At 42.1% G+C, this 19086-nt stretch carries 20 protein-coding genes; 18 read left to right on the top strand and 2 right to left on the bottom strand.

The window, feature by feature from the left end; genetic code table 11:
- Positions 1–42 precede the first annotated feature (42 nt).
- The 15 genes from ACESR9_RS08730 (at position 43) to greA (ending at position 15237) form a co-directional block, all read left to right on the top strand.
- Positions 43–855: an endonuclease/exonuclease/phosphatase family protein gene (locus ACESR9_RS08730; RefSeq protein ID WP_070586988.1), complete on the top strand. Its 813-nt coding sequence runs from the start codon at positions 43–45 to the stop codon at positions 853–855.
- 164 nt (positions 856–1019) lie between these two features.
- A complete protein-coding gene (nrdR, locus tag ACESR9_RS08725) occupies positions 1020–1493 on the top strand; it encodes a transcriptional regulator NrdR (protein WP_003005476.1) in 474 nt (157 codons plus the stop codon).
- Entirely contained in the window at positions 1494–2672 is a 1179-nt protein-coding gene (locus ACESR9_RS08720) for a replication initiation and membrane attachment family protein (RefSeq protein ID WP_373106310.1), read from the top strand.
- On the top strand, positions 2673–3572 hold the full coding sequence (dnaI, locus tag ACESR9_RS08715; RefSeq protein ID WP_272106991.1) for a primosomal protein DnaI: 900 nt from the start codon (positions 2673–2675) through the stop codon (positions 3570–3572).
- Complete coding sequence (locus ACESR9_RS08710; RefSeq protein ID WP_070466415.1) at positions 3569–4282, top strand: nitroreductase family protein; 714 nt, start codon at positions 3569–3571, stop codon at positions 4280–4282. The genes dnaI and ACESR9_RS08710 overlap by 4 nt, the downstream gene beginning before the upstream one ends.
- Positions 4283–4339: 57 nt before the next feature.
- Positions 4340–5650, top strand: a complete 1311-nt coding sequence (der, locus tag ACESR9_RS08705) for a ribosome biogenesis GTPase Der (RefSeq protein WP_373106309.1) — start codon at positions 4340–4342, stop codon at positions 5648–5650.
- A 5-nt stretch (positions 5651–5655) separates the two neighbouring features.
- Positions 5656–6102, top strand: a complete 447-nt coding sequence (locus ACESR9_RS08700; RefSeq protein WP_373106308.1) for a hypothetical protein — start codon at positions 5656–5658, stop codon at positions 6100–6102.
- A 150-nt stretch (positions 6103–6252) separates the two neighbouring features.
- The gene (locus tag ACESR9_RS08695; protein WP_373106307.1) at positions 6253–6594 is read left to right on the top strand and encodes a hypothetical protein; all 342 of its coding nucleotides are present in this window, start codon (positions 6253–6255) and stop codon (positions 6592–6594) included.
- 345 nt (positions 6595–6939) lie between these two features.
- The gene (locus ACESR9_RS08690; protein ID WP_373106306.1) at positions 6940–10038 is read left to right on the top strand and encodes a pilus expression-regulating Snf2 family helicase; all 3099 of its coding nucleotides are present in this window, start codon (positions 6940–6942) and stop codon (positions 10036–10038) included.
- A 55-nt stretch (positions 10039–10093) separates the two neighbouring features.
- Positions 10094–10744, top strand: a complete 651-nt coding sequence (gene zapJ / locus ACESR9_RS08685; RefSeq protein WP_003017389.1) for a divisome accessory protein ZapJ — start codon at positions 10094–10096, stop codon at positions 10742–10744.
- 9 nt (positions 10745–10753) lie between these two features.
- On the top strand, positions 10754–12088 hold the full coding sequence (murC, locus tag ACESR9_RS08680; RefSeq protein WP_272106994.1) for a UDP-N-acetylmuramate--L-alanine ligase: 1335 nt from the start codon (positions 10754–10756) through the stop codon (positions 12086–12088).
- Positions 12089–12169: 81 nt separating this feature from the next.
- Positions 12170–12586 carry a GNAT family N-acetyltransferase gene (locus ACESR9_RS08675; protein ID WP_373106305.1) on the top strand — a complete coding sequence of 139 codons (417 nt, stop codon included), beginning with the start codon at positions 12170–12172 and terminating at the stop codon, positions 12584–12586.
- Between the two features lie 12 nt (positions 12587–12598).
- Positions 12599–13108, top strand: coding sequence for a GNAT family N-acetyltransferase (locus ACESR9_RS08670; protein WP_373106304.1), 510 nt, complete (start codon positions 12599–12601; stop codon positions 13106–13108).
- 59 nt (positions 13109–13167) lie between these two features.
- The gene (gene mltG / locus ACESR9_RS08665; protein WP_444465323.1) at positions 13168–14697 is read left to right on the top strand and encodes an endolytic transglycosylase MltG; all 1530 of its coding nucleotides are present in this window, start codon (positions 13168–13170) and stop codon (positions 14695–14697) included.
- Positions 14698–14754: 57 nt separating this feature from the next.
- Positions 14755–15237 (top strand): transcription elongation factor GreA, encoded by a 483-nt coding sequence (greA, locus tag ACESR9_RS08660; protein WP_013904027.1) that lies wholly within the window; start codon positions 14755–14757, stop codon positions 15235–15237.
- 422 nt (positions 15238–15659) lie between these two features.
- Here the strand turns inward: greA and yidC are convergent, their stop codons facing one another.
- Complete coding sequence (gene yidC / locus ACESR9_RS08655) at positions 15660–16577, bottom strand: membrane protein insertase YidC (RefSeq protein WP_013904026.1); 918 nt, start codon at positions 16575–16577, stop codon at positions 15660–15662.
- Between the two features lie 77 nt (positions 16578–16654).
- On the bottom strand, positions 16655–16933 hold the full coding sequence (locus tag ACESR9_RS08650) for an acylphosphatase (protein WP_041826422.1): 279 nt from the start codon (positions 16931–16933) through the stop codon (positions 16655–16657).
- Between the two features lie 73 nt (positions 16934–17006).
- Here ACESR9_RS08650 and ACESR9_RS08645 point away from each other — a divergent pair, with 73 nt between their 5' ends.
- The 3 genes from ACESR9_RS08645 to ACESR9_RS08635 all read left to right on the top strand — a co-directional run bounded on the left by ACESR9_RS08645 (position 17007) and on the right by ACESR9_RS08635 (position 19042).
- On the top strand, positions 17007–17753 hold the full coding sequence (locus ACESR9_RS08645) for a TrmH family RNA methyltransferase (protein ID WP_254727243.1): 747 nt from the start codon (positions 17007–17009) through the stop codon (positions 17751–17753).
- Positions 17754–17835: 82 nt separating this feature from the next.
- Positions 17836–18327, top strand: coding sequence for an HDIG domain-containing metalloprotein (locus ACESR9_RS08640; protein ID WP_013904023.1), 492 nt, complete (start codon positions 17836–17838; stop codon positions 18325–18327).
- A 28-nt stretch (positions 18328–18355) separates the two neighbouring features.
- Positions 18356–19042 carry a Bax inhibitor-1/YccA family protein gene (locus ACESR9_RS08635; RefSeq protein ID WP_003008369.1) on the top strand — a complete coding sequence of 229 codons (687 nt, stop codon included), beginning with the start codon at positions 18356–18358 and terminating at the stop codon, positions 19040–19042.
- The last annotated feature ends 44 nt before the right edge of the window (positions 19043–19086 follow it).

Genomic DNA, 19086 nt, shown 5'->3' with positions numbered 1-19086 from the left:
CTCTTGCCGTTTCTTGATTTGGAGAGAAGGAGAAATCAGGGGATGAAATTTTTAACATTAAATTCCCATAGTTGGATGGAAGAGAATGCTCAGCAAAAATTTGAAACCCTCAAGGAACAAATTTTAGAAGCGCAATATGATGTGATCTGTTTCCAAGAGGTCAATCAAGAAATGGCCTCAGAAACAGTCGAAACAGATGAGTATTATCAAGCTTTGCCATCATCTGTAGCGATTCACAAGGATCACTTTGTTCGCGTATTGGTAGAAGAGTTAGCTGCTCATGGACTCCACTATTATTGGACTTGGGCCTACAACCATATTGGCTATGATCACCTCAATGAGGGTGTGGCCGTTCTTTCGCGTCAACCCTTGAAGGCGGATGAGATTTTGGTATCCAATATGGATGATCCAACGGACTACCATACTCGTCGAGTAGCCGTTGCCCATACAAGTGTAGATGGCAAAGAGATTGCTGTTGCCAGCGTCCATCTTTCTTGGTGGGACAAAGGTTTCCAATTTGAGTGGCCACGCATTGAGAACTACTTCAGCCAAGTAGGCAAACCTTTTATTCTAGCTGGTGATTTCAATAATCCTGCTGGTCAAGAAGGGTATGAGACGATTCTATCCAGTTCCCTTAAGCTTCAAGACAGCTTTATTGAAGCCAAAGAAACAAAGGGGACTTATACTGTAGGACCTGGAATCGATGGCTGGACGGACAATCAAGTTCCATTGCGAATCGATTACGTCTTTGCAAGTCCAGAATGGGACATCCAGCGTCTACATGTCATTTTTGATGGTCAAAACAAACCCCATGTCAGTGATCACTATGGCTTAGAAGCTGAATTATCACTTTAATATAAATGGAGAGTCGAAAGGAAAACGATTTTATTCAATCGTCCTTCGACTCTTTTTTATGGATCAATGAGGAGCAAGCATAGGGGATTCTCCTGTTCTTCTGCTTTCTTTACGATTCAATTTATGGTAAAATGAAGTGTTAAAACAGTTTAAGGAGGTAGCAAATGCGTTGTCCAAAATGTGGTGGAAGTAAGTCTAGTGTGGTGGATAGTCGACAAGCTGAAGATGGGAACACCATCCGTCGTCGCAGGGAATGCGAAGAATGCCATTATCGCTTTACTACCTACGAACGAGTGGAAGAACGGACCCTAGTGGTTGTCAAAAAAGATGGGACACGCGAGCAATTTTCTCGTGATAAAATCTTTAATGGTATTATCCGCTCAGCTCAAAAACGGCCTGTTTCTAGTGACGAAATCGAAGAAATTGTAAACCGGATCGAACAAAAGGTTCGCAGTCAAAGTGATAATGAAATCAACAGTGAATATATTGGTTCGTTGGTCATGGATGAGTTAGCAGATCTAGATGAGATCACCTATGTCCGTTTTGCTAGTGTTTACCGGAGTTTCAAGGATGTCGGTGAGTTAGAAACCCTCTTGAAACAAATTACGAAGGGAACCAAGAAGAAAAAGGAAAAATAGATGAAGCCCAATACGCCTTTCGCATTTTTAAAAAATAATCTTCTTCCACCGGCAGGGTCTGCATTGGAGCAGTATTACCTGCCTATTTTGGAGACGGAAACGGTAGCAGTTTATCGTTATCTGCTGGCCTCTTATGATCAGGGTGAAAAACAATATTTACTTGCTCAAATCCTCAATCACTTGAATATAGGATTTCCACAGTTGCTACTCGCCTTTGATCGCTTAATTGCTATGGGGTTGATCGATCTCTATGAGGAAGAAGTTGGGATCACCATCCAATTACATGCTCCTCTTGAGGCAGAACAATTTTTTTCGAATGCTGTTTTCAAACGCTTGCTTGAGAAAAAGATTGGGGAAAAGGCTGTGGAGGATCTGCTCCCAGCACGCTCTTTAGGGACTAGGCGGCAAGTTTCCTTCTCGCAAGTCTTTGGACTAGATGCGGGGGAGACGACCGTTCTTCCAAGTAAGAAACGGCAGTTTGATATGGAGATGTTTAAGCGAATGATGGGGCGTGATGGACTTCGTTTTGCGGATGAAGGAGAAGCAACCCTGGCCCTCTTTGCCATCGCAGAAGAGCAGCAATGGACCTGGTATGAAACCTATCTCCTAGCAAAAGAAACGGCTGTAGAGCGGATTGTCTCTCCAAAGAGAATGAAGCAAAAGTTGGCTCAGGCTAGCCAGGAGCAACCCCGCATGTCCTATAGCCGTCAGGAAGAAACTATTCTGAGGGAAGCTAAGGCAAAATCCAGCCTACAATTTCTAGCGGAGATTAAGAAGGCGCGCAATGCGACCATTACGCAGAGCGAACGCAAGACATTATCCAAGTTAGCTGATCTAGGCTTACTCGATGAGGTGATCAACATTATCTTATTGTTGACCTTTAACAAGACCCAGTCTGCTAATCTGAATGAAAAATATGCTTTGAAGGTAGGAAATGATTTTTCTTATCAAGGAGTCAACAGTGCGGAACTGGCGATTTTAAAAGTTCGAGAACGCCAGAAACAGGCTAAGGTTCAAGGAAACAAGGGGACGAGTCCTACATCAGCCAAGGGCAAGCAAAACAATGTTCCCAAGTGGAGTCAACCACATTATCAAAATCAAACCAGTCAAGAAGAAAAGGTGGATCTCGCTAAAGAGAAACAACGCCTGTTAGAAAAACTGAATCAAGGAGGTGAGTAGATGGAAAGTGTAGGTCAAACCATGTCTCACATGAACCGTGCGCGTCAATTTAACTATGAGGATTTGGTCGCACAGATCTTGGCAGACCAAGAAGTCGCTGCCTTTATCAAAGACCAGTCTTTGTCTGAGCAAGAAATTCGTCGTAGTATTTCAAAATTTAATCAATACATTAGTGAGCGCAACCGTTTCTTATTGGGAGATCCGGATTATATTGCCAAAGGTTATAAGCCCATCCTCACCATGAATGAAGGATATGCGGATGTCGCTTATGAGGAGACACCAGAGTTAATCGAAGCCCAAAAACGTGCTGCGATCAACCAACGTCTCAACTTGATCAATCTCCCTTCAACTTTGAAAGAAGCGAGTCTAGCCAAGGTAGAGCTCGATGATAAGGGACGATTTGTGGCCTTTGAGGAATTAGCTAATTTTGTAGCCAACTATCCCGAGTATCAAAAGGGAATTTACCTCTATGGTGATTTTGGAGTAGGAAAGAGCTACATGATGGCAGCCCTGGCTCATGATTTATCAGAAAAACGCCAGGCCTCTACCACTCTACTACATTTCCCAAGTTTTGCTATCGATGTCAAAAATGCCATCAGTTCGGGCTTGGTCAAAGAAACCGTAGATCAGGTGAAAAAAGCCGAAATTTTAATTCTTGATGATATCGGTGCGGAACAGATGTCAGCCTGGGTGCGAGATGAAATCTTACAGGTGATTTTGCAGCACCGGATGCAGGAAAATCTTCCAACCTTCTTTACTTCTAACTTTAATTTTGAAGAGTTGGAACGTCATTTTGCGACTTCGCGCAATGGAGATGAAACCTGGCAGGCCAAACGTGTCATGGAGCGCGTGAAATTTTTAGCCAAGGAAATCCATCTGGAAGGAGTCAATCGCCGATGAATGAAACCATCCGTTTAATGAAATCTCATTTTTCTGTTCGCCGTTTTAAGGAAGAAGCCATCAAAGAAGCTGACCTCAAGGAAATTTTATCAGCTGGGCAGATGGCATCAAGTTGGAAAAACTTTCAGTCTTATTCTGTGATTGTGGTCAAAAGCAAGGAAAAGAAAGAAGCTCTCTACGATTTGCTTCCTCAAGAAGCGATTCGCCAATCAGCCGTCTTTCTTCTCTTTGTTGGGGATTTAAACCGTGCTGAAAAAGCTGTCAAACTTCATGAGCAGGATTTTCATCCTGAAGGGGTGGACAACTTACTGATCACCTCAGTGGATGCGGCTCTAGCAGCTCAAAATACACTATTGGCAGCTGAAAGTCTCGGCTATGGTGGAGTGATTATCGGCATGTTGCGCTACTGTTCAGAAGAAGTCGCAGAACTCTTCCGTCTGCCAGACTATACCTATCCTGTTTTTGGGATTGCTCTCGGAGTACCTAATCAGCAGCATGCGGTGAAACCACGCTTGCCGTTGGAGCAGGTTGCTTTTGAAGAAGAATACCAAGAACAAGACCTATCAGTTGTGACTGCCTATGACAAGGTTCAGGCAGATTATGCTGGAGCGCGTGCAACCGACAGCTGGAGCGAGCGTCTTGCAGCTCAATTTGGTCAACCTGAACAAGAAGAGACCAAAAAACTACTAGAAAAACACAAACTATTATGAAATGAAGAGAGGCGTTCTTGAACCGAAGTCTCGCCTTTCATTAGAAAAGAGGAAATCATGGCCCTACCAACTATTGCGATTGTAGGCCGTCCCAATGTCGGAAAATCTACACTCTTTAACCGGATTGCCGGTGAGCGGATTTCCATCGTTGAGGATGTAGAAGGAGTCACTCGTGACCGCATTTATGCAACAGCTGAGTGGTTGAATCGAAAATTTAGTATCATTGATACAGGGGGAATTGATGACGTAGATGCCCCATTTATGGAGCAAATCAAGCATCAGGCAGAAATCGCCATGGACGAAGCAGATGTGATCGTCTTTGTCGTTTCTGGTAAAGAAGGGATCACGGATGCGGATGAATATGTCACTCGTATCTTGTATAAGACCCATAAACCGGTGATTCTTGTAGTCAACAAGGTGGATAACCCAGAGATGCGCAATGATATCTATGACTTTTATGCCTTAGGACTGGGTGAGCCACTACCGGTATCCTCTGTCCACGGGATCGGAACTGGGGATGTGCTCGATGCCATTATTGAAAATCTTCCGAATGAAACAGAAGAAGAAAATCCAGATATCATCAAATTTAGCTTGATTGGTCGCCCAAATGTTGGGAAATCAAGCTTGATCAATGCGATCCTTGGAGAAGACCGGGTCATCGCAAGCCCTGTTGCTGGAACCACACGTGATGCCATCGATACCCATTTTACCGATGCAGATGGCCAAGAATTTACCATGATCGATACAGCTGGTATGCGCAAATCTGGTAAAATCTATGAAAACACAGAGAAATATTCTGTCATGCGAGCCATGCGAGCCATCGACCGTTCAGATGTGGTTTTGATGGTCATTAATGCTGAAGAAGGGATTCGGGAGTATGACAAGCGGATCGCTGGCTTTGCTCATGAAGCTGGTAAAGGCATGATTATTGTTGTCAACAAATGGGATACTATTGAAAAAGACAACCATACCATGAAGCAGTGGGAAGATGACATTCGTGATCAATTCCAATACCTTTCTTATGCGCCGATTGTCTTTGTCTCTGCCTTGACCAAACAACGCTTGCACAAGTTGCCAGAGATGATCAAACAGATCAGTGAGAGTCAAAATACGCGGATTCCTTCAGCTGTCTTGAACGATGTGATTATGGATGCTATTGCCATTAATCCAACGCCAACCGACAAAGGAAAACGTCTCAAGATCTTCTATGCGACACAAGTGGCAACCAAGCCACCAACTTTTGTGGTCTTTGTTAACGAAGAAGAACTGATGCACTTCTCATACCTCCGTTTCTTGGAGAACCAAATTCGCAAGGCCTTTGTTTTTGAAGGAACTCCGATCCATTTGATTGCGCGAAAACGGAAGTAGGGAATATGCGAAAAATAACGGTTTTGATGAAATTTTTGCTTACTAGCCTCATCTTTGTTTTCTTAACAGCTTGTCAGTCAACGCGTCAAGAAAAGTATCAGGGATCTTATGGAAATGGGGATGAAACAATCATTCTGACTATAAAAAATAAGGAGATCCTTAAGAGTGAATCCTGGAAAGAACTACCCGATATTGATGCTTCTGACTCATTAGCATTTAACTCAGCGAAGGATAGTTTGCTTGAAAATTATGGTCATATCAAGGGAATGGACTATTCTGTTGAAAAGTCTAAATCAGGTCATTTGCAGATCCATATAGTGACAGATTTTTCAAAATTGGACCTAAAAACTTGGAACAAAGTTTTTAAGTCCAATAAGAAAATGAAGGACTTAACTGACTATATTAAAACGAAAAAAACGTTAGAAGAAAATGGGATGGTCAAGGTTCGGTAAAGTTCGAGCATGATTGAAACATAAGTAAAAAGGACTCTTTATCACCTGCAAGAGACAAGAAGGGTCCTTTTTTATATGAACATCTGAAAGACTAACCAAGTAGAAGAAAAAGACTAATGTCTTTAAATGGGGTGAAAAGGGAGTGAAATGATGTCAAGTACAGAATTACTACTGTTTGTTTCTTTATTATGCTTATGGGCACTTGTACGTGTCATGAGAAAATTTTTAAAAAATTCGTTGATCTTTTGGGGGATGGCTATCCTTTATGGTGCCTCACTCATTCTAATCATTTGGGAATGGGTGATCATGACATCAACGATGACATTTTATGGAGAGATTGTCAAAGAAAGTTATTACTCTCTATTGGTAAAAGGCTTAGCTGTTTTTGGGATATTTTGGTCCTTCATCAAATTTTTGTGCTTGGGAAAATTGTACATGATGATTGGAAACGCCTTAATAAAAGGGAATTCGCAAGATCAAGGAAATGACTAATGGAAAATCTATAGACGTGGAGCATAAAAAAGTAGTTAAGTTATGTTATAATCTTATTAGGTGGTAGGCGGTCGAGCACCCATTGGTGCGCGGTGGTCTACCACTTTTGAAGTACAAAAAGCACCGTGTGTGGCTTGCTAGATCTTGCCTACTGAACTCGTGAATGGATTGCCCCCTTGAGGGGTATTTTTTTGTGAACTTTTTAGGAACTTTAAGGACTGTTTAAGTGGGGATCATTGAATAGTAAATAGCCCGAAAACGTCTATTTTAATAAGTTTTATCGAATAAATTTTAACTATACTTTGAAATATGGTATAATAAAGGGATTAATCTAAGGTGGTAAACATGGCAAAATTAATTCCTGGGAAGGTTCGTTCACAAGGGAGCCTTCTCTATGAAGCTGGGAAAGTTTCCCTTCAGGAAGTAAAAGAAAAATACCTGTATTTTCGGGTGGAAGAAGAAAGCTTGCGGTACAGTTTGGATGACGATGTCGTTTTTTGTAGCTGCGCTTTCTTTCAAAAGAAAAAATTCTGTACGCATCTAGCAGCTGTAGAAGCTTTTTTGAAGAATGATGACAGTGGGAAAGCTGCTCTTACAAGCCTTGAAGAAGACGCCACGGCGACTGAAGAAACGCAGGAGAAGGTCTCTTTTGGAAGTTTGTTTTTAGACCAGGTCCTTCCAAAAATCGAAAAGAAAGAAACTCGCTATGTCCTATCAGCAGTTGGGCAGGAGGATGAATACTCTGGTCAATTCTTGTGGACCCTTCGCATTCGTCGCTTGCCAGACGAGCGCTCTTATGTAATCAGAGATGTGCTAGCTTTTTTGCAGACCCTTCAGAAAGAAGGCCACTTTGCAATTGGCAAAAGTTACTATGAACCCATTTCTTACTTAGAATTTGATGGGTCTAGTCAGGATGTGATCAATTTCCTACAAGGCTTGGTCACAGATAGTGGATCGAAAGAGCAAGATTTCTTTCCCAATGCTGGGCGCCATCTTTATTTTCCACCGACTCTCTTTGAAGAAGCTGTAGAATTACTGATGAATTTGGATTCCTTCCTCTTGCAATATAGCTTGTATGATTTTTCTGAAGTCTATTTTCAGGATGTCCATGGGGAGGAAGATCTCTTTCATTTTCAGGTGGAAGACCATGGTGATTTTTACGAATTGATCATTACGGAGCCTCAAGTGAAGGTTGTCGAGTCGGCTAATTACCTGTTTCGAAATGGAGTGTTCTATCACCTGACGCCCCAACAGCGGACCCTATGGAAGGCCATTCAAGACTTACCAATGGATCAGGATCGCAAAAAACGCCTGCATTTTGATCCAACGGATCAGACCAAACTTTCCTATAGTTTAAAAGAGTTCAAAAAACTGGGACAAATAACCGCACCGACCAGCTTTTTAATCCACGATTTCACTCCGGAATTTCATTTTGATCTAGCACAGGACCAGACTGTTTTACTGGATGTAGTCTTTCAATACCAGGATCGTGTGGTGACCACGCGTGAGGAACTCCTCAATCTTCCTTATTCCAGTGATTTCGATAAGGAGCAAGAAGTCTTTTCAACCATGCTAGCAGCAGGTTTTACAGACGACTTTTCTTCCCAAAGAAGTCCGTTATCAAGTGAGCAAATCTATCCATTCTTTCATCGACAGATCCCGACTTTTGAAGCCTTAGGAGAGGTTACCCTCTCTGATAGCCTTTTAGATCTTTATCAAGTGGAGCGTCCAAAAATTGATGTTAAAACCAATGGCAGTCTACTGGAGATCGGTTTTGACTTTGAAAGTGTGGATCCAGCCGAAGTGGACCAGGTCCTCAAAGCTCTAGTGGGGCAAGCAGATTATTTTGTCAGCCATACAGGGAAGGTCCTTGTTTTTGATGAAGAAACCAAGAAGATCAGTCGAGCCCTAGCAGATTTGCGGGCGAAAATGAGCAAGGGTGGGAAACTACAAGCCCGCCGGATTGCTGCTTATCAGCTATCTGATTTGTTGGCAGATCAAGACAATGTTCATTTTTCAGAAGAATTTCGAAATTTAGCTCATGATCTGACTCATCCAGAAGACTTCCAACTCCCTCAGATGACAATCCAAGCGACCCTAAGGGATTACCAAGAAACAGGGGTCAAATGGTTCTCCATGTTAAATCATTATGGTTTTGGTGGTATTTTAGCGGATGATATGGGGCTTGGGAAAACCCTGCAGACTATTTCCTTCTTGACCAGTGTCGCAAAAAAAGAAACTAAAATCTTGATTCTAGCTCCATCTAGTCTCATCTACAATTGGAAACAAGAATTTTCAAAATTCGCTCCTCAGATGGAAGTGGCAGTTGTCTATGGTCTCAAGCAGCACCGAGATGAACTCATCGCAACCAATCCACAGGTAGTTATCACTAGTTACGCGTCTTTCCGTCAAGATGTGGAGGAATACCAGAAGAATCAGTATGAGTACTTGATTCTAGATGAAGCCCAGGTCATGAAAAATGCCCAAACCAAGATTGCCCAACACTTACGTGGCTTTGAGGTTCCGCATGTGTTTGCCTTATCTGGGACACCGATTGAAAATCATGTGGGTGAACTCTGGTCTATTTTCCAAATTGTCCTTCCAGGGCTCTTCCCAGCTAAAAGAGAATTTCAAAAATTGAGTCCTGAGACCATTGCGCGTTTTGTCAAACCTTTCGTCATGAGACGGAAAAAAGATGAAGTGCTCCAAGAATTACCGGACTTAATTGAAACAACCTACCACAATGAGTTGGATGAAAGTCAAAAAACGATCTATTTGGCTCAATTAAAACAAATTCAAGATCGGGTTCGAACCTCTAGTGAGGAAGAACTAAATCGGAGCAAGGTGGAAATTCTCTCGGGTCTCATGCGTCTTCGCCAAATCTGTGATACCCCCGCCCTCTTTATGGAAGACTATCAGGGAGATAGTGGGAAATTGGAGAGTCTTCGAGATCTTTTGGGTCAAATCAAAGATGGCGAACACCGGGTTTTGATCTTCTCTCAATTTAGAGGCATGCTGGATATCCTAGAGCAGGAGATTGCCCAGCTTGGCATGACCTCCTTTAAAATCACAGGTTCTACTCCCGCTAAAGATCGACAAGAAATGACCAATGCTTTTAATGCAGGTGAGCGCCATGCTTTTCTCATTTCTCTGAAGGCTGGAGGGGTTGGATTGAACCTCACTGGTGCCGATACGGTCATCTTAGTCGATTTGTGGTGGAATCCTGCAGTGGAAGACCAGGCTATTGGACGTGCCCATCGAATGGGACAGGAACAAAATGTTGAAGTTTACCGCATGATTACTCGTGGTACGATCGAAGAAAAAATCCAAGAACTACAAGCTTCCAAAAGACACTTGGTCTCAACGATTTTAGACGGAACGGAAACACGATCTAGTTTATCGGTTGAGGAAATTCGTGAGATTCTTGGAATTCAGTCAGAATAGCTTGAAAAATTCTGTGAATAGTTTATAATTAATGGAGTGTCGAAAGGAAGAAAGCATGACAGAAAAATATTTTCCTCAAGTAGGGGATAATGAGTTGATGTTAACAGAGATGCCCCACATGAACCTGTATGATGAAACAGACTTGATTAGTAACATTACAGGCGACTATGTGGATAAAAATTATTTGGAATGGCAACCGATTGCTGAAAATACCAAACCTAAGCATCCTTACCACCAACCACTAGAAGAGCCCCTACCGAAAAGACGGCCAGTAAGAAAACCTGATTTTAAAGAGCCGATTGATAAAAAAAGCCCAGCCAATCGTTATGCAGAGGAAGCGAGAGAGCGCGCTCGTGAAGATCTGAAAAAGAAACGCACAGCCCCCTATCTGACAACGGATCCAGCAGCTACTACAAGTAAACGGAAAAAACCATTTATTTCTGAACGAAAACCTGGTCAGCCAACGGCTCCCTTCCAAAAGGAAAATCCGGGTGAATTATTGAAATATAGCAAACGATTACGACAAGATCAGTTGATCCTTGCAGAGTTCGAATCTGCAGGAGAACCAGAAGTGGCAGAACCGACTGAAAAGAAAAACAATTATGATTTCTTAAAGACTAGCCAAATATACAATAAAGATCAGCACAAGTTGAAACCACAGCCAATCAAACAAGAATTGGATTTAACCCATCTAGATCAAGAATAAGGAGAAAACATGTCTAATACATACCATTTTATTGGAATTAAAGGAGCAGGGATGAGTGCTTTAGCCCTCATGCTTCACCAAATGGGACATACGGTTCAAGGGTCAGATGTTGAGAAGTATTACTTTACGCAACGTGGCTTGGAACAAGCAGGAATTCAAATTTATCCATTTGATGTGAAAAATTTGGAAGGCGACAAGATCCTCATTGCCGGGAATGCTTTCCGTCCAGATAACAATGTGGAAATTGCTTATGCAGATGAGCATGGCCTAACTTATAAACGCTACCATGAATTCCTTGGTGAATTTATGCGTGACTTCGTCAGCATGGGGGTTGCCGGAGCACACGGAAAAACCTCGACAACAGGGATGCTTTCGCACGTCTTATCAAATATCACTGATACCAGTTATTTGATTGGTGACGGGACAGGTCGTGGCTCTGCAGCAGCCAAATACTTTGTATTTGAATCAGATGAGTATGAACGCCACTTTATGCCTTACCATCCTGAATATAGCATCATCACCAATATTGACTTTGACCATCCAGACTATTTCACGAGCTTGGAAGATGTCTTTAATGCCTTTAACGATTATGCCAAACAAATCAGCAAAGGCCTCTTCATCTACGGAGAAGACAAAGAATTGCGTCGGATTACCTCATCAGCACCAATTTATTACTATGGTTTTGATAAGGAGACGAACGATTTTGTGGCAAGCAACTTGCTTCGTTCAACGACTGGTTCAACCTTTAACGTTCATTTCCGTGGAGAAGATTTGGGGCAATACCATATCCCAACTTTTGGTCGCCACAACATCATGAATGCCACAGCAGTCATTGGTTTGCTTTACATTGCAGGATTTGACTTAGATTTAGTTCGCGAGCATTTGAAGACCTTTGCTGGAGTGAAACGTCGCTTCACTGAAAAAGTAGTCAATGGAACAGTGATCATTGATGACTTTGCGCACCATCCAACGGAAATTATTGCAACCTTGGATGCGGCCCGTCAAAAATACCCAAGCAAAGAGATTGTGGCCATTTTCCAACCACATACCTTTACACGGACCATTGCCTTGTTAGATGAATTTGCTGAAGCCTTGAATCAGGCAGATGCTGTTTACTTGGCACAGATCTATGGTTCTGCACGGGAAGTCGATCACGGCGATGTGAAAGTTGAAGACTTGGAAGCAAAAATTGTCAAACGTTCAGCGATTATTACAGCTGAGAATGTTTCTCCTCTTCTTGACCATGATAATGCAGTCTATGTCTTTATGGGAGCTGGAGATATTCAAACCTATGAATACTCATTTGAGCGTTTATTATCTAGTTTGACACATAGTGTACAATAAGAGATGATTGAGTCTGGAATCGATTGGTTCCAGACTCAAATTTATCTGTCCACTGAAGGAGTATGAGATGAGGAAAGCAGAATGATGATTCGATCAATCATCCCAGCTGATCAAGAACAGCTGCTGTTGCTAGAAGAAGAACTTCATGACAATGAAGGAAAGGAGCACAGGGCCACTCTTGAGGAAGCGCTAGGTTCGAAGAAAGCCATTTCTTTGCTTGCAGAGCAGGCGGGGGATGCTGTGGCCTACTTGTTGGCTACAGAAGGCCAGCATTCAAAAGGAGAACTAATCGTATTGCGACTAGCAGTTAGTCCAGCCTTTCAAGGTCAAGGCTATGGTTCTATTTTGATCGCTGCTTTAAAGGATCTAGCTGTTCAAAAGGAAAAGGAAGCCATTTGGATCGATTGCCCAGAAGACTTACTATCTTATTTTTCCCAGCAAGGATTTCGAGATGAAGCTGAGTCTGATCGAGGTGTCCATATGGTTTGGGAACGATAGAAGGAGTAAATGATGAAAGAAAAGATTCACATTAGACAGGCAAAGCTGCAGGATTTGGATGCCATCGAGCGCATTGAGCTTGAGAATTTCTCAGAAGAAGAAGCGATTGCGCGTGAGATTTTAAAAGATCACATCGAAAAGATTCAAACGACATTTCTTGTAGCAGAGTGCCAAGGTCAGATTTTAGGCTATTTAGAAGGACCTGTTAGACCGGAGCGCTATTTGATCGATTCCTCTTTTTCAGAGGTTGAAGATCTAAGTCAGTTAGAACAGGGCTTTATTTCCATTACGAGTCTATCCATTGCTAAAGAAGCTCAAGGACTTGGAGTGGGAACCCTTTTGCTTGAAGCGATGAAAGAGATTGCGTTGAAAGATAATCGCCAAGGGATCAATTTGACCTGTCATGATTATTTGATTCCTTATTATGAAAAGCAAGGATTTACCAATGAAGGCCGGTCAGAATCCCAATATGCGGGTGAAGTTTGGTACAATCTGGTCTGGGAAAATGAAAAACTTGATTAAATAGGTATTTTAAAGAAGAAAGGCGATTTGTATTGCTTTTCTAAATCTTTTAAGATATAATATTAAGGATTATGATGAGGGAGGTCAATTATTTGACTGATAAATCACAAGACAGTGAGAAGTTATTAAGCTTCAAAGAGCAGATCCTCAGAGACTTAGAAGAGGCCAATGAGCAACTTCTAAAAATCGAAAAAGAGTATGATCTACCTGATCGAAGTATTGAAACCCCTTCTTCACTGAAAGAGGAGGAAGAAGCAACACTACCTCCAAAAGTAGAAGAATCTGCGTTGGCTCCCAAAGAAGAACCAGTGGAGCCGGTAAAGGCGACTCCTGCTGTGGAAGAAAAGAGTGAGCTTACAAAGCCTGCTAAAAAAGAACCAAGTCAGGAACCGGTAGAGGAAAGCTTATCGCGCTCTTCTCGTAACCAGCGCCAACAAAAACAAAAGAAACAAAATAAAATCGCTAAACGAATTGTGCGGACAGTGGTCAGCCTTTTGCTGATTGTGATCGTGGCTACAGGGATCTTTGCTGTGACCTATATCCATTCAGCTGTCAAGCCGATGGATAAAAATGCAACAGAATTCGTAACGGTTGAGATTCCAGCAGGTTCAAGTAATCGTGAGATTGGCGCGATCCTTGAGAAAAAAGGACTCGTGAAAAATGGTCAGTTCTTTAACTACTATACCAAGTTCAAGAACTATAGCAATTTCAAATCCGGTTATTTCAACCTTCAAAAGAGCATGGATTTAGAAACCATCATCCAAAAACTGCAGGAAGAGGGGACTAAAACTCCTCAGGCTCCAGTTCTTGGAAAGGTGACGATTCCAGAAGGCTATACGATCGATCAGATTGCGACGGCTATCACAGCAGATGTCTCTAGTAAGAAGGCAGGAAAGACTCCATTTAAGAAAGAAGATTTCTTGAAGGCTGTCCAAGATGATGCCTTTATTGAGAAGATGGTGGCCAAATATCCTAAGCTCTTGGCTAACCTGCCAAGTAAGGATTCTGGTGTTCGCTATCGTTTGGAAGGTTATCTTTTCCCAGCAACTTATAACTATGGGAAAGATACCACAGTGAAAGAAATGATCGATCAGATGCTGGCGGCCATGGATCAAAACTTAACCCCGTATTATGAAACACTTGAGAGCAAGAACATCAATGTAAACGAAGTATTGACCCTTGCTTCCTTGGTTGAAAAAGAAGGGGCGACGGATCAAGACCGCAAAGACATCGCAAGTGTCTTCTATAACCGCTTGAACCAAGACATGCCTTTGCAAAGTAATATTGCAATTCTTTATGCCGAAGGGAAGCTTGGTCAAAAGACGACCTTGAAAGAAGATGCAACGATCGATACAGAGCTGGATTCACCTTATAATATTTATAAGAATACCGGTTTGATGCCTGGTCCAGTGGATAACCCTGGAGTATCAGCGATCGAAGCGGCGGTGAACCCAAGTAAGACAGACTACTTGTATTTTGTCGCAAATGTCGAAAATGGTGAAGTCTTCTTCGCTAAGACATACGAAGAACACAATAAAAATGTAGAAGAACACGTCAATAGTAAATTGACACAAGCAAGTTCAAACTAGAAAAAGCATGTGGCGCGTCCACAGCTTTTTCATTCAAATAATAGAAAGAGAAGAATAATGGCAGAAAAAACATACCCAATGACCCTAGCAGAAAAAGAAAAATTAGAACTAGAATTAGAAGAATTGAAATTGGTCCGTCGACCTGAAGTCGTAGAACGGATCAAGATCGCTCGCTCATACGGTGACCTCTCAGAAAACTCTGAGTACGAAGCAGCAAAAGATGAACAAGCTTTTGTGGAAGGTCAAATTTCTAGTTTGGAAACAAAAATCCGCTATGCTGAAATCGTCGATAGTGATGCAGTTGCTGTAGACGAAGTAGCGATCGGAAAAACCGTTACAGTCCAAGAAGTTGGCGAAACAGATGAAGAAGTATACAGCATCGTCGGTTCAGCAGGGGCAGATGCCTTTGCAGGAAAGATCTCGAACGAAAGCCCAATCGGTCACGCTTTGATTGGTAAGAAGACAGGTGACGTTGTCACTGTTGAGACACCAGCTGGAAGCTACCAAGTGAAAATTTTGAACGTAGAAAAAACAGCGTAAATATAAAATGCAGGCTCTCCAAGAGGGCTTGTTTCAGATTAAAGACAAAGTCCTCTTAGAACCTTTCCTTAAGTGAGTACGGACGTCAGCGAACTTCTACGAAGTTCCATGACTTAGTTTTGAACCTAAGGTTTCAAAACTCCCCTAGTGCCTGAAACATAATTGTTTCAGGCACTTTTCTCACGGCGGAAAGTTTCGGTATCTGCTCTATAAACCTAATAGTTTATATCATTTTATTTTTTAACATTACTTATGTAAAAACGGTCTTAAAGCAGGCTCTCCTATAGGGCTTGTTTTTTTGTGCTCTTAATCCCCTTGTGAGGGTGTAAATTTTTCGTTGATTGATTGAAAGGGATTAAAAAAGCACCTGAACTAGAGGGTTCAGGTGCTTAAGTAATTCCGCTAGAATTTAGAAGTTTGTACTACTTTCTATTGCGTTGTTTTCCTGCATTGCGGTTGTTTTTTGGTTTGTGTTGAATTTGTGTCGTTGCAGTTGGTGTAACGTCTTTTTTCACACGGTGACTAGTCGCTTTTGGAGGATTGTTTTTGTATTCCTCAGCGACCCGCTTGCGAAGATTTGGACGAATCAAGTAGTTGATGACAAATTGTTGGATAATTTGGATCACCCCACCGACTACCCAGTAAAGAGTCACTCCGGCTGAAGAGATCAATGAGAAGACACCGATCATAATCGGGCTCATCAGTGATGCTTTACGCATACTTTCCTTTTGGGTTTCATCTTCAATCCCATGAAGAGAGAGCATACTTTGGATATAGTAGAGAACCGCTACGATAGCCGTCAAGAGCAAGCTTGGTTTCCCAAGAGCAATACCAAGGAAACTACTTTCTGCCACCCCTTTGGTGTGCTGAGCTGCAAAGAAGAGGGCAGAGAAGAATGGCATTTGGATCAAGAGTGGTAAACATCCAACTCCACCAAACATGCTAACCCCATTTTCACGTTGAGCAGCCATTAATTCTTGTTGTGCCAATAGCTTTTCTTCTTGTGTGCTAGCGTTTTTCATGCGCTCTTGGATTGGGCCAAGGATGGGTTTTAAGTAGTTCATCTTTTCAGATTGGTAGGTTGCCTTCCATGATTGGTACAAACCAAGTGGCAAGATGATTAAACGCACGATTAAGGTGACGATAATAATCCCGATCCCAAAGCCCAAGCCAAGGTTATTCGCAAAGAATTTGATGGCTTCGCCCATTGGACGGCCAAGAAGATTCCAAATCAATCCAGTTGGATTTCCAGTTTTCCGATCGACACTCACGCATCCTGATAAGAAGACGAGCGAAGCTAGTCCCATCGATGCCAATAATGCAAGTTTATTTTTTTTCACAAATCGTTCCTTCTTTTTTAAAATGTTACCTTTCTATTCTACTGTTTTTTTTGAAAATACACAATAGTTCTCTAGCCTTAATTTGCAATTTTGAAGTCCTTATAGTTTTCAAAGTTTGCTAACGTAACATCCAAATAAGTCACATGCGCAAACGGCGTAGGACCTTTGCGTATTTCTTGGATGAATTTGGCCATTTGACTGCTAGACTCTGCCTGAGCTAGAATACCAACCGTCCCATCGTCATTATTCCAGACACGGCCAGTGATCCCACCAATCTCCAAGGCAAGACTGTAGACTCCCCAGCGAAAACCAACTCCTTGAACCCGTCCTTGGGCAATCATTTTTACCTTTTGCATGTGCATCCTCCTTGACTCGAAGAAATCTATCTGAGGCATGATTTCTTCTTTTTCTTTGTGCTATAATAGGTCTATGAATATTATAACGTCTAAATCCAATAATGTAATCAAAAATGCTAAAAAATTACATCAAAAAAAATATCGGACAGATTCCTATCTCATTGAAGGTTGGCATCTCTTTGAAGAGGCAGTAGAAAATCAGGCGGAGATTCGTCAGATCTTTGTTTTAGAAGCTTATTTAGACCGGGTAGAGAATATCCAAAACGTCACTGTCGTGACTTCGGAGATCTTGAGTCTCTTGGCTGATTCGAAGACCCCTCAAGGAATTGTCGCAGAGATTCTTCTAGAGCAGCCAGAACTTCCAGATCAGTTACAAGGTCGTTACCTCTATTTGGAGGATGTCCAAGATCCAGGTAATGTGGGAACCATGATTCGAACAGCAGATGCAGCCGGCTTTGATGGTGTTATGCTTTCGAAAGCATCCGCAGATCTATACAGTCTCAAGACTCTTCGATCCATGCAGGGCAGTCATTTCCATCTTCCTATCTGGAAAATGGACCGAGAAGAACTGTTTGAACGAGCTAGTCAATCCAATCTAGCGGTCCTCGCAACGACGCTATCAGAAGCTTCCATCGATTACCGTCAGCTCCCTCAGATTGATCAATTGATTTTGGTAATGGGTAATGAAGGCAAGGGCATCAGTCCAGAAATGGCTACACGAGCCGACCAGCTTGTTCATATTACCATGCCAGGTCGGGCTGAGAGTTTGAATGTTGCAGTAGCTGCTGGAATTTTGATGTTTCATTTAAGGAATTTTTGAGAAAAAGCAGTATACTTAAGTTGAAAAAAGAAATTGGTGGAAATCTTATTGGGAGAGCCTATCAAGGAAAGGTGGTGATCTGATGCAATATCATCGTGACAAAGAATACATGACCTATGTGGGACAGTTGATTCAGCACCCTAAGGTTCAAAAATTAGCCGACATTCCTCATCATATTCATTCCAATCGTTTGGAGCATTCCATTCATGTTAGCTATACTAGTTATAAATTGGCAAAAAAATTTGGCTGGGATGCTAAAAGTACGGCTCGGGGTGGCCTCTTGCATGACCTCTTTTACTATGATTGGCGTGAGACCAAGTTTACCAAGAGTCACGCCTGGATCCATCCACGCATTGCCGTGAGAAATGCGCGAAAGATTACAGATCTCAATGCTAAGGAAGAAGATATCATCATTAAACACATGTGGGGGGCTACCCTTGCTCCGCCTCGCTACAAAGAATCCTTCGTGGTGACCATGGTGGATAAATACTGGGCTGTTAAGGAAGCTTCAGAACCTTGGCGTAAAAAGATGGCCAAAAGGAGATTTTTTCATCGAAAAATGTTAAAATCGTAGTAAACAAATTTGAAAGGAACTTGTTTATATGTATAATGATTCAGTAATCCAAGAACAAAGTGGATTGAATGCTTTTTATAACAAAATCTACTCATTAGTTGGGATCGGTGTTGGGATTTCAGCCCTTGTCTCTGGTCTTATGATGACAGTCTTTCAAGATTTCTTCGTTCAAATCTTGACAACAGCACCAATGGTTTACTATGCAGCAGTTGTTGTAGAATTGATCTTGGTCTTTGTTGCCAGTGGGAAGGCTGTTAAAAATAGCCCGTCTGCTCTTCCGATCTTCTTGATCTACTCAGCTTTGAATGGCTTTACCTTGAGCTTTATCATTGCTCGCTACATGCAAGCGACGGTTTATAAGGCTTTCTTGGTCAGTGCCTTGATGTTTATTGTCATGGGTGCTATCGGACGCGTCGTGAAAAAAGACCTTTCTGGAATGGGACGTGCCTTGATGGGAGTCTTGATCGGTGTGATCATCGCTTCTGTTGTGAACATGTTCTTGAGAAGTTCTGGCATGGATTATATCTTGAGTATTATCTCTGTCTTCCTCTTTGCAGGATTGACAGCTTGGGATAACCAAAAAATCCGCTATGTCTATGATCAAACCAATGGTCAACCTGCGACAGGCTGGGCAGTGGCCATGGCTTTGGAACTGTATCTTGACTTTATCAACCTCTTTATCAGCCTTCTTCGTATCTTCGGAAGAAACGACTAATCAAAGAGAGATTGAGCTGGGGCAATAGCCTCGGCTTTTTTTGT

The organism is Streptococcus parasanguinis, from assembly GCF_964238605.1.
In the GTDB taxonomy this organism is placed as follows: domain Bacteria; phylum Bacillota; class Bacilli; order Lactobacillales; family Streptococcaceae; genus Streptococcus; species Streptococcus parasanguinis_AJ.
The sequence above is the reverse complement of the archived record's forward strand: the minus strand, read 5'-3'. Positions and strand labels throughout refer to the sequence as shown.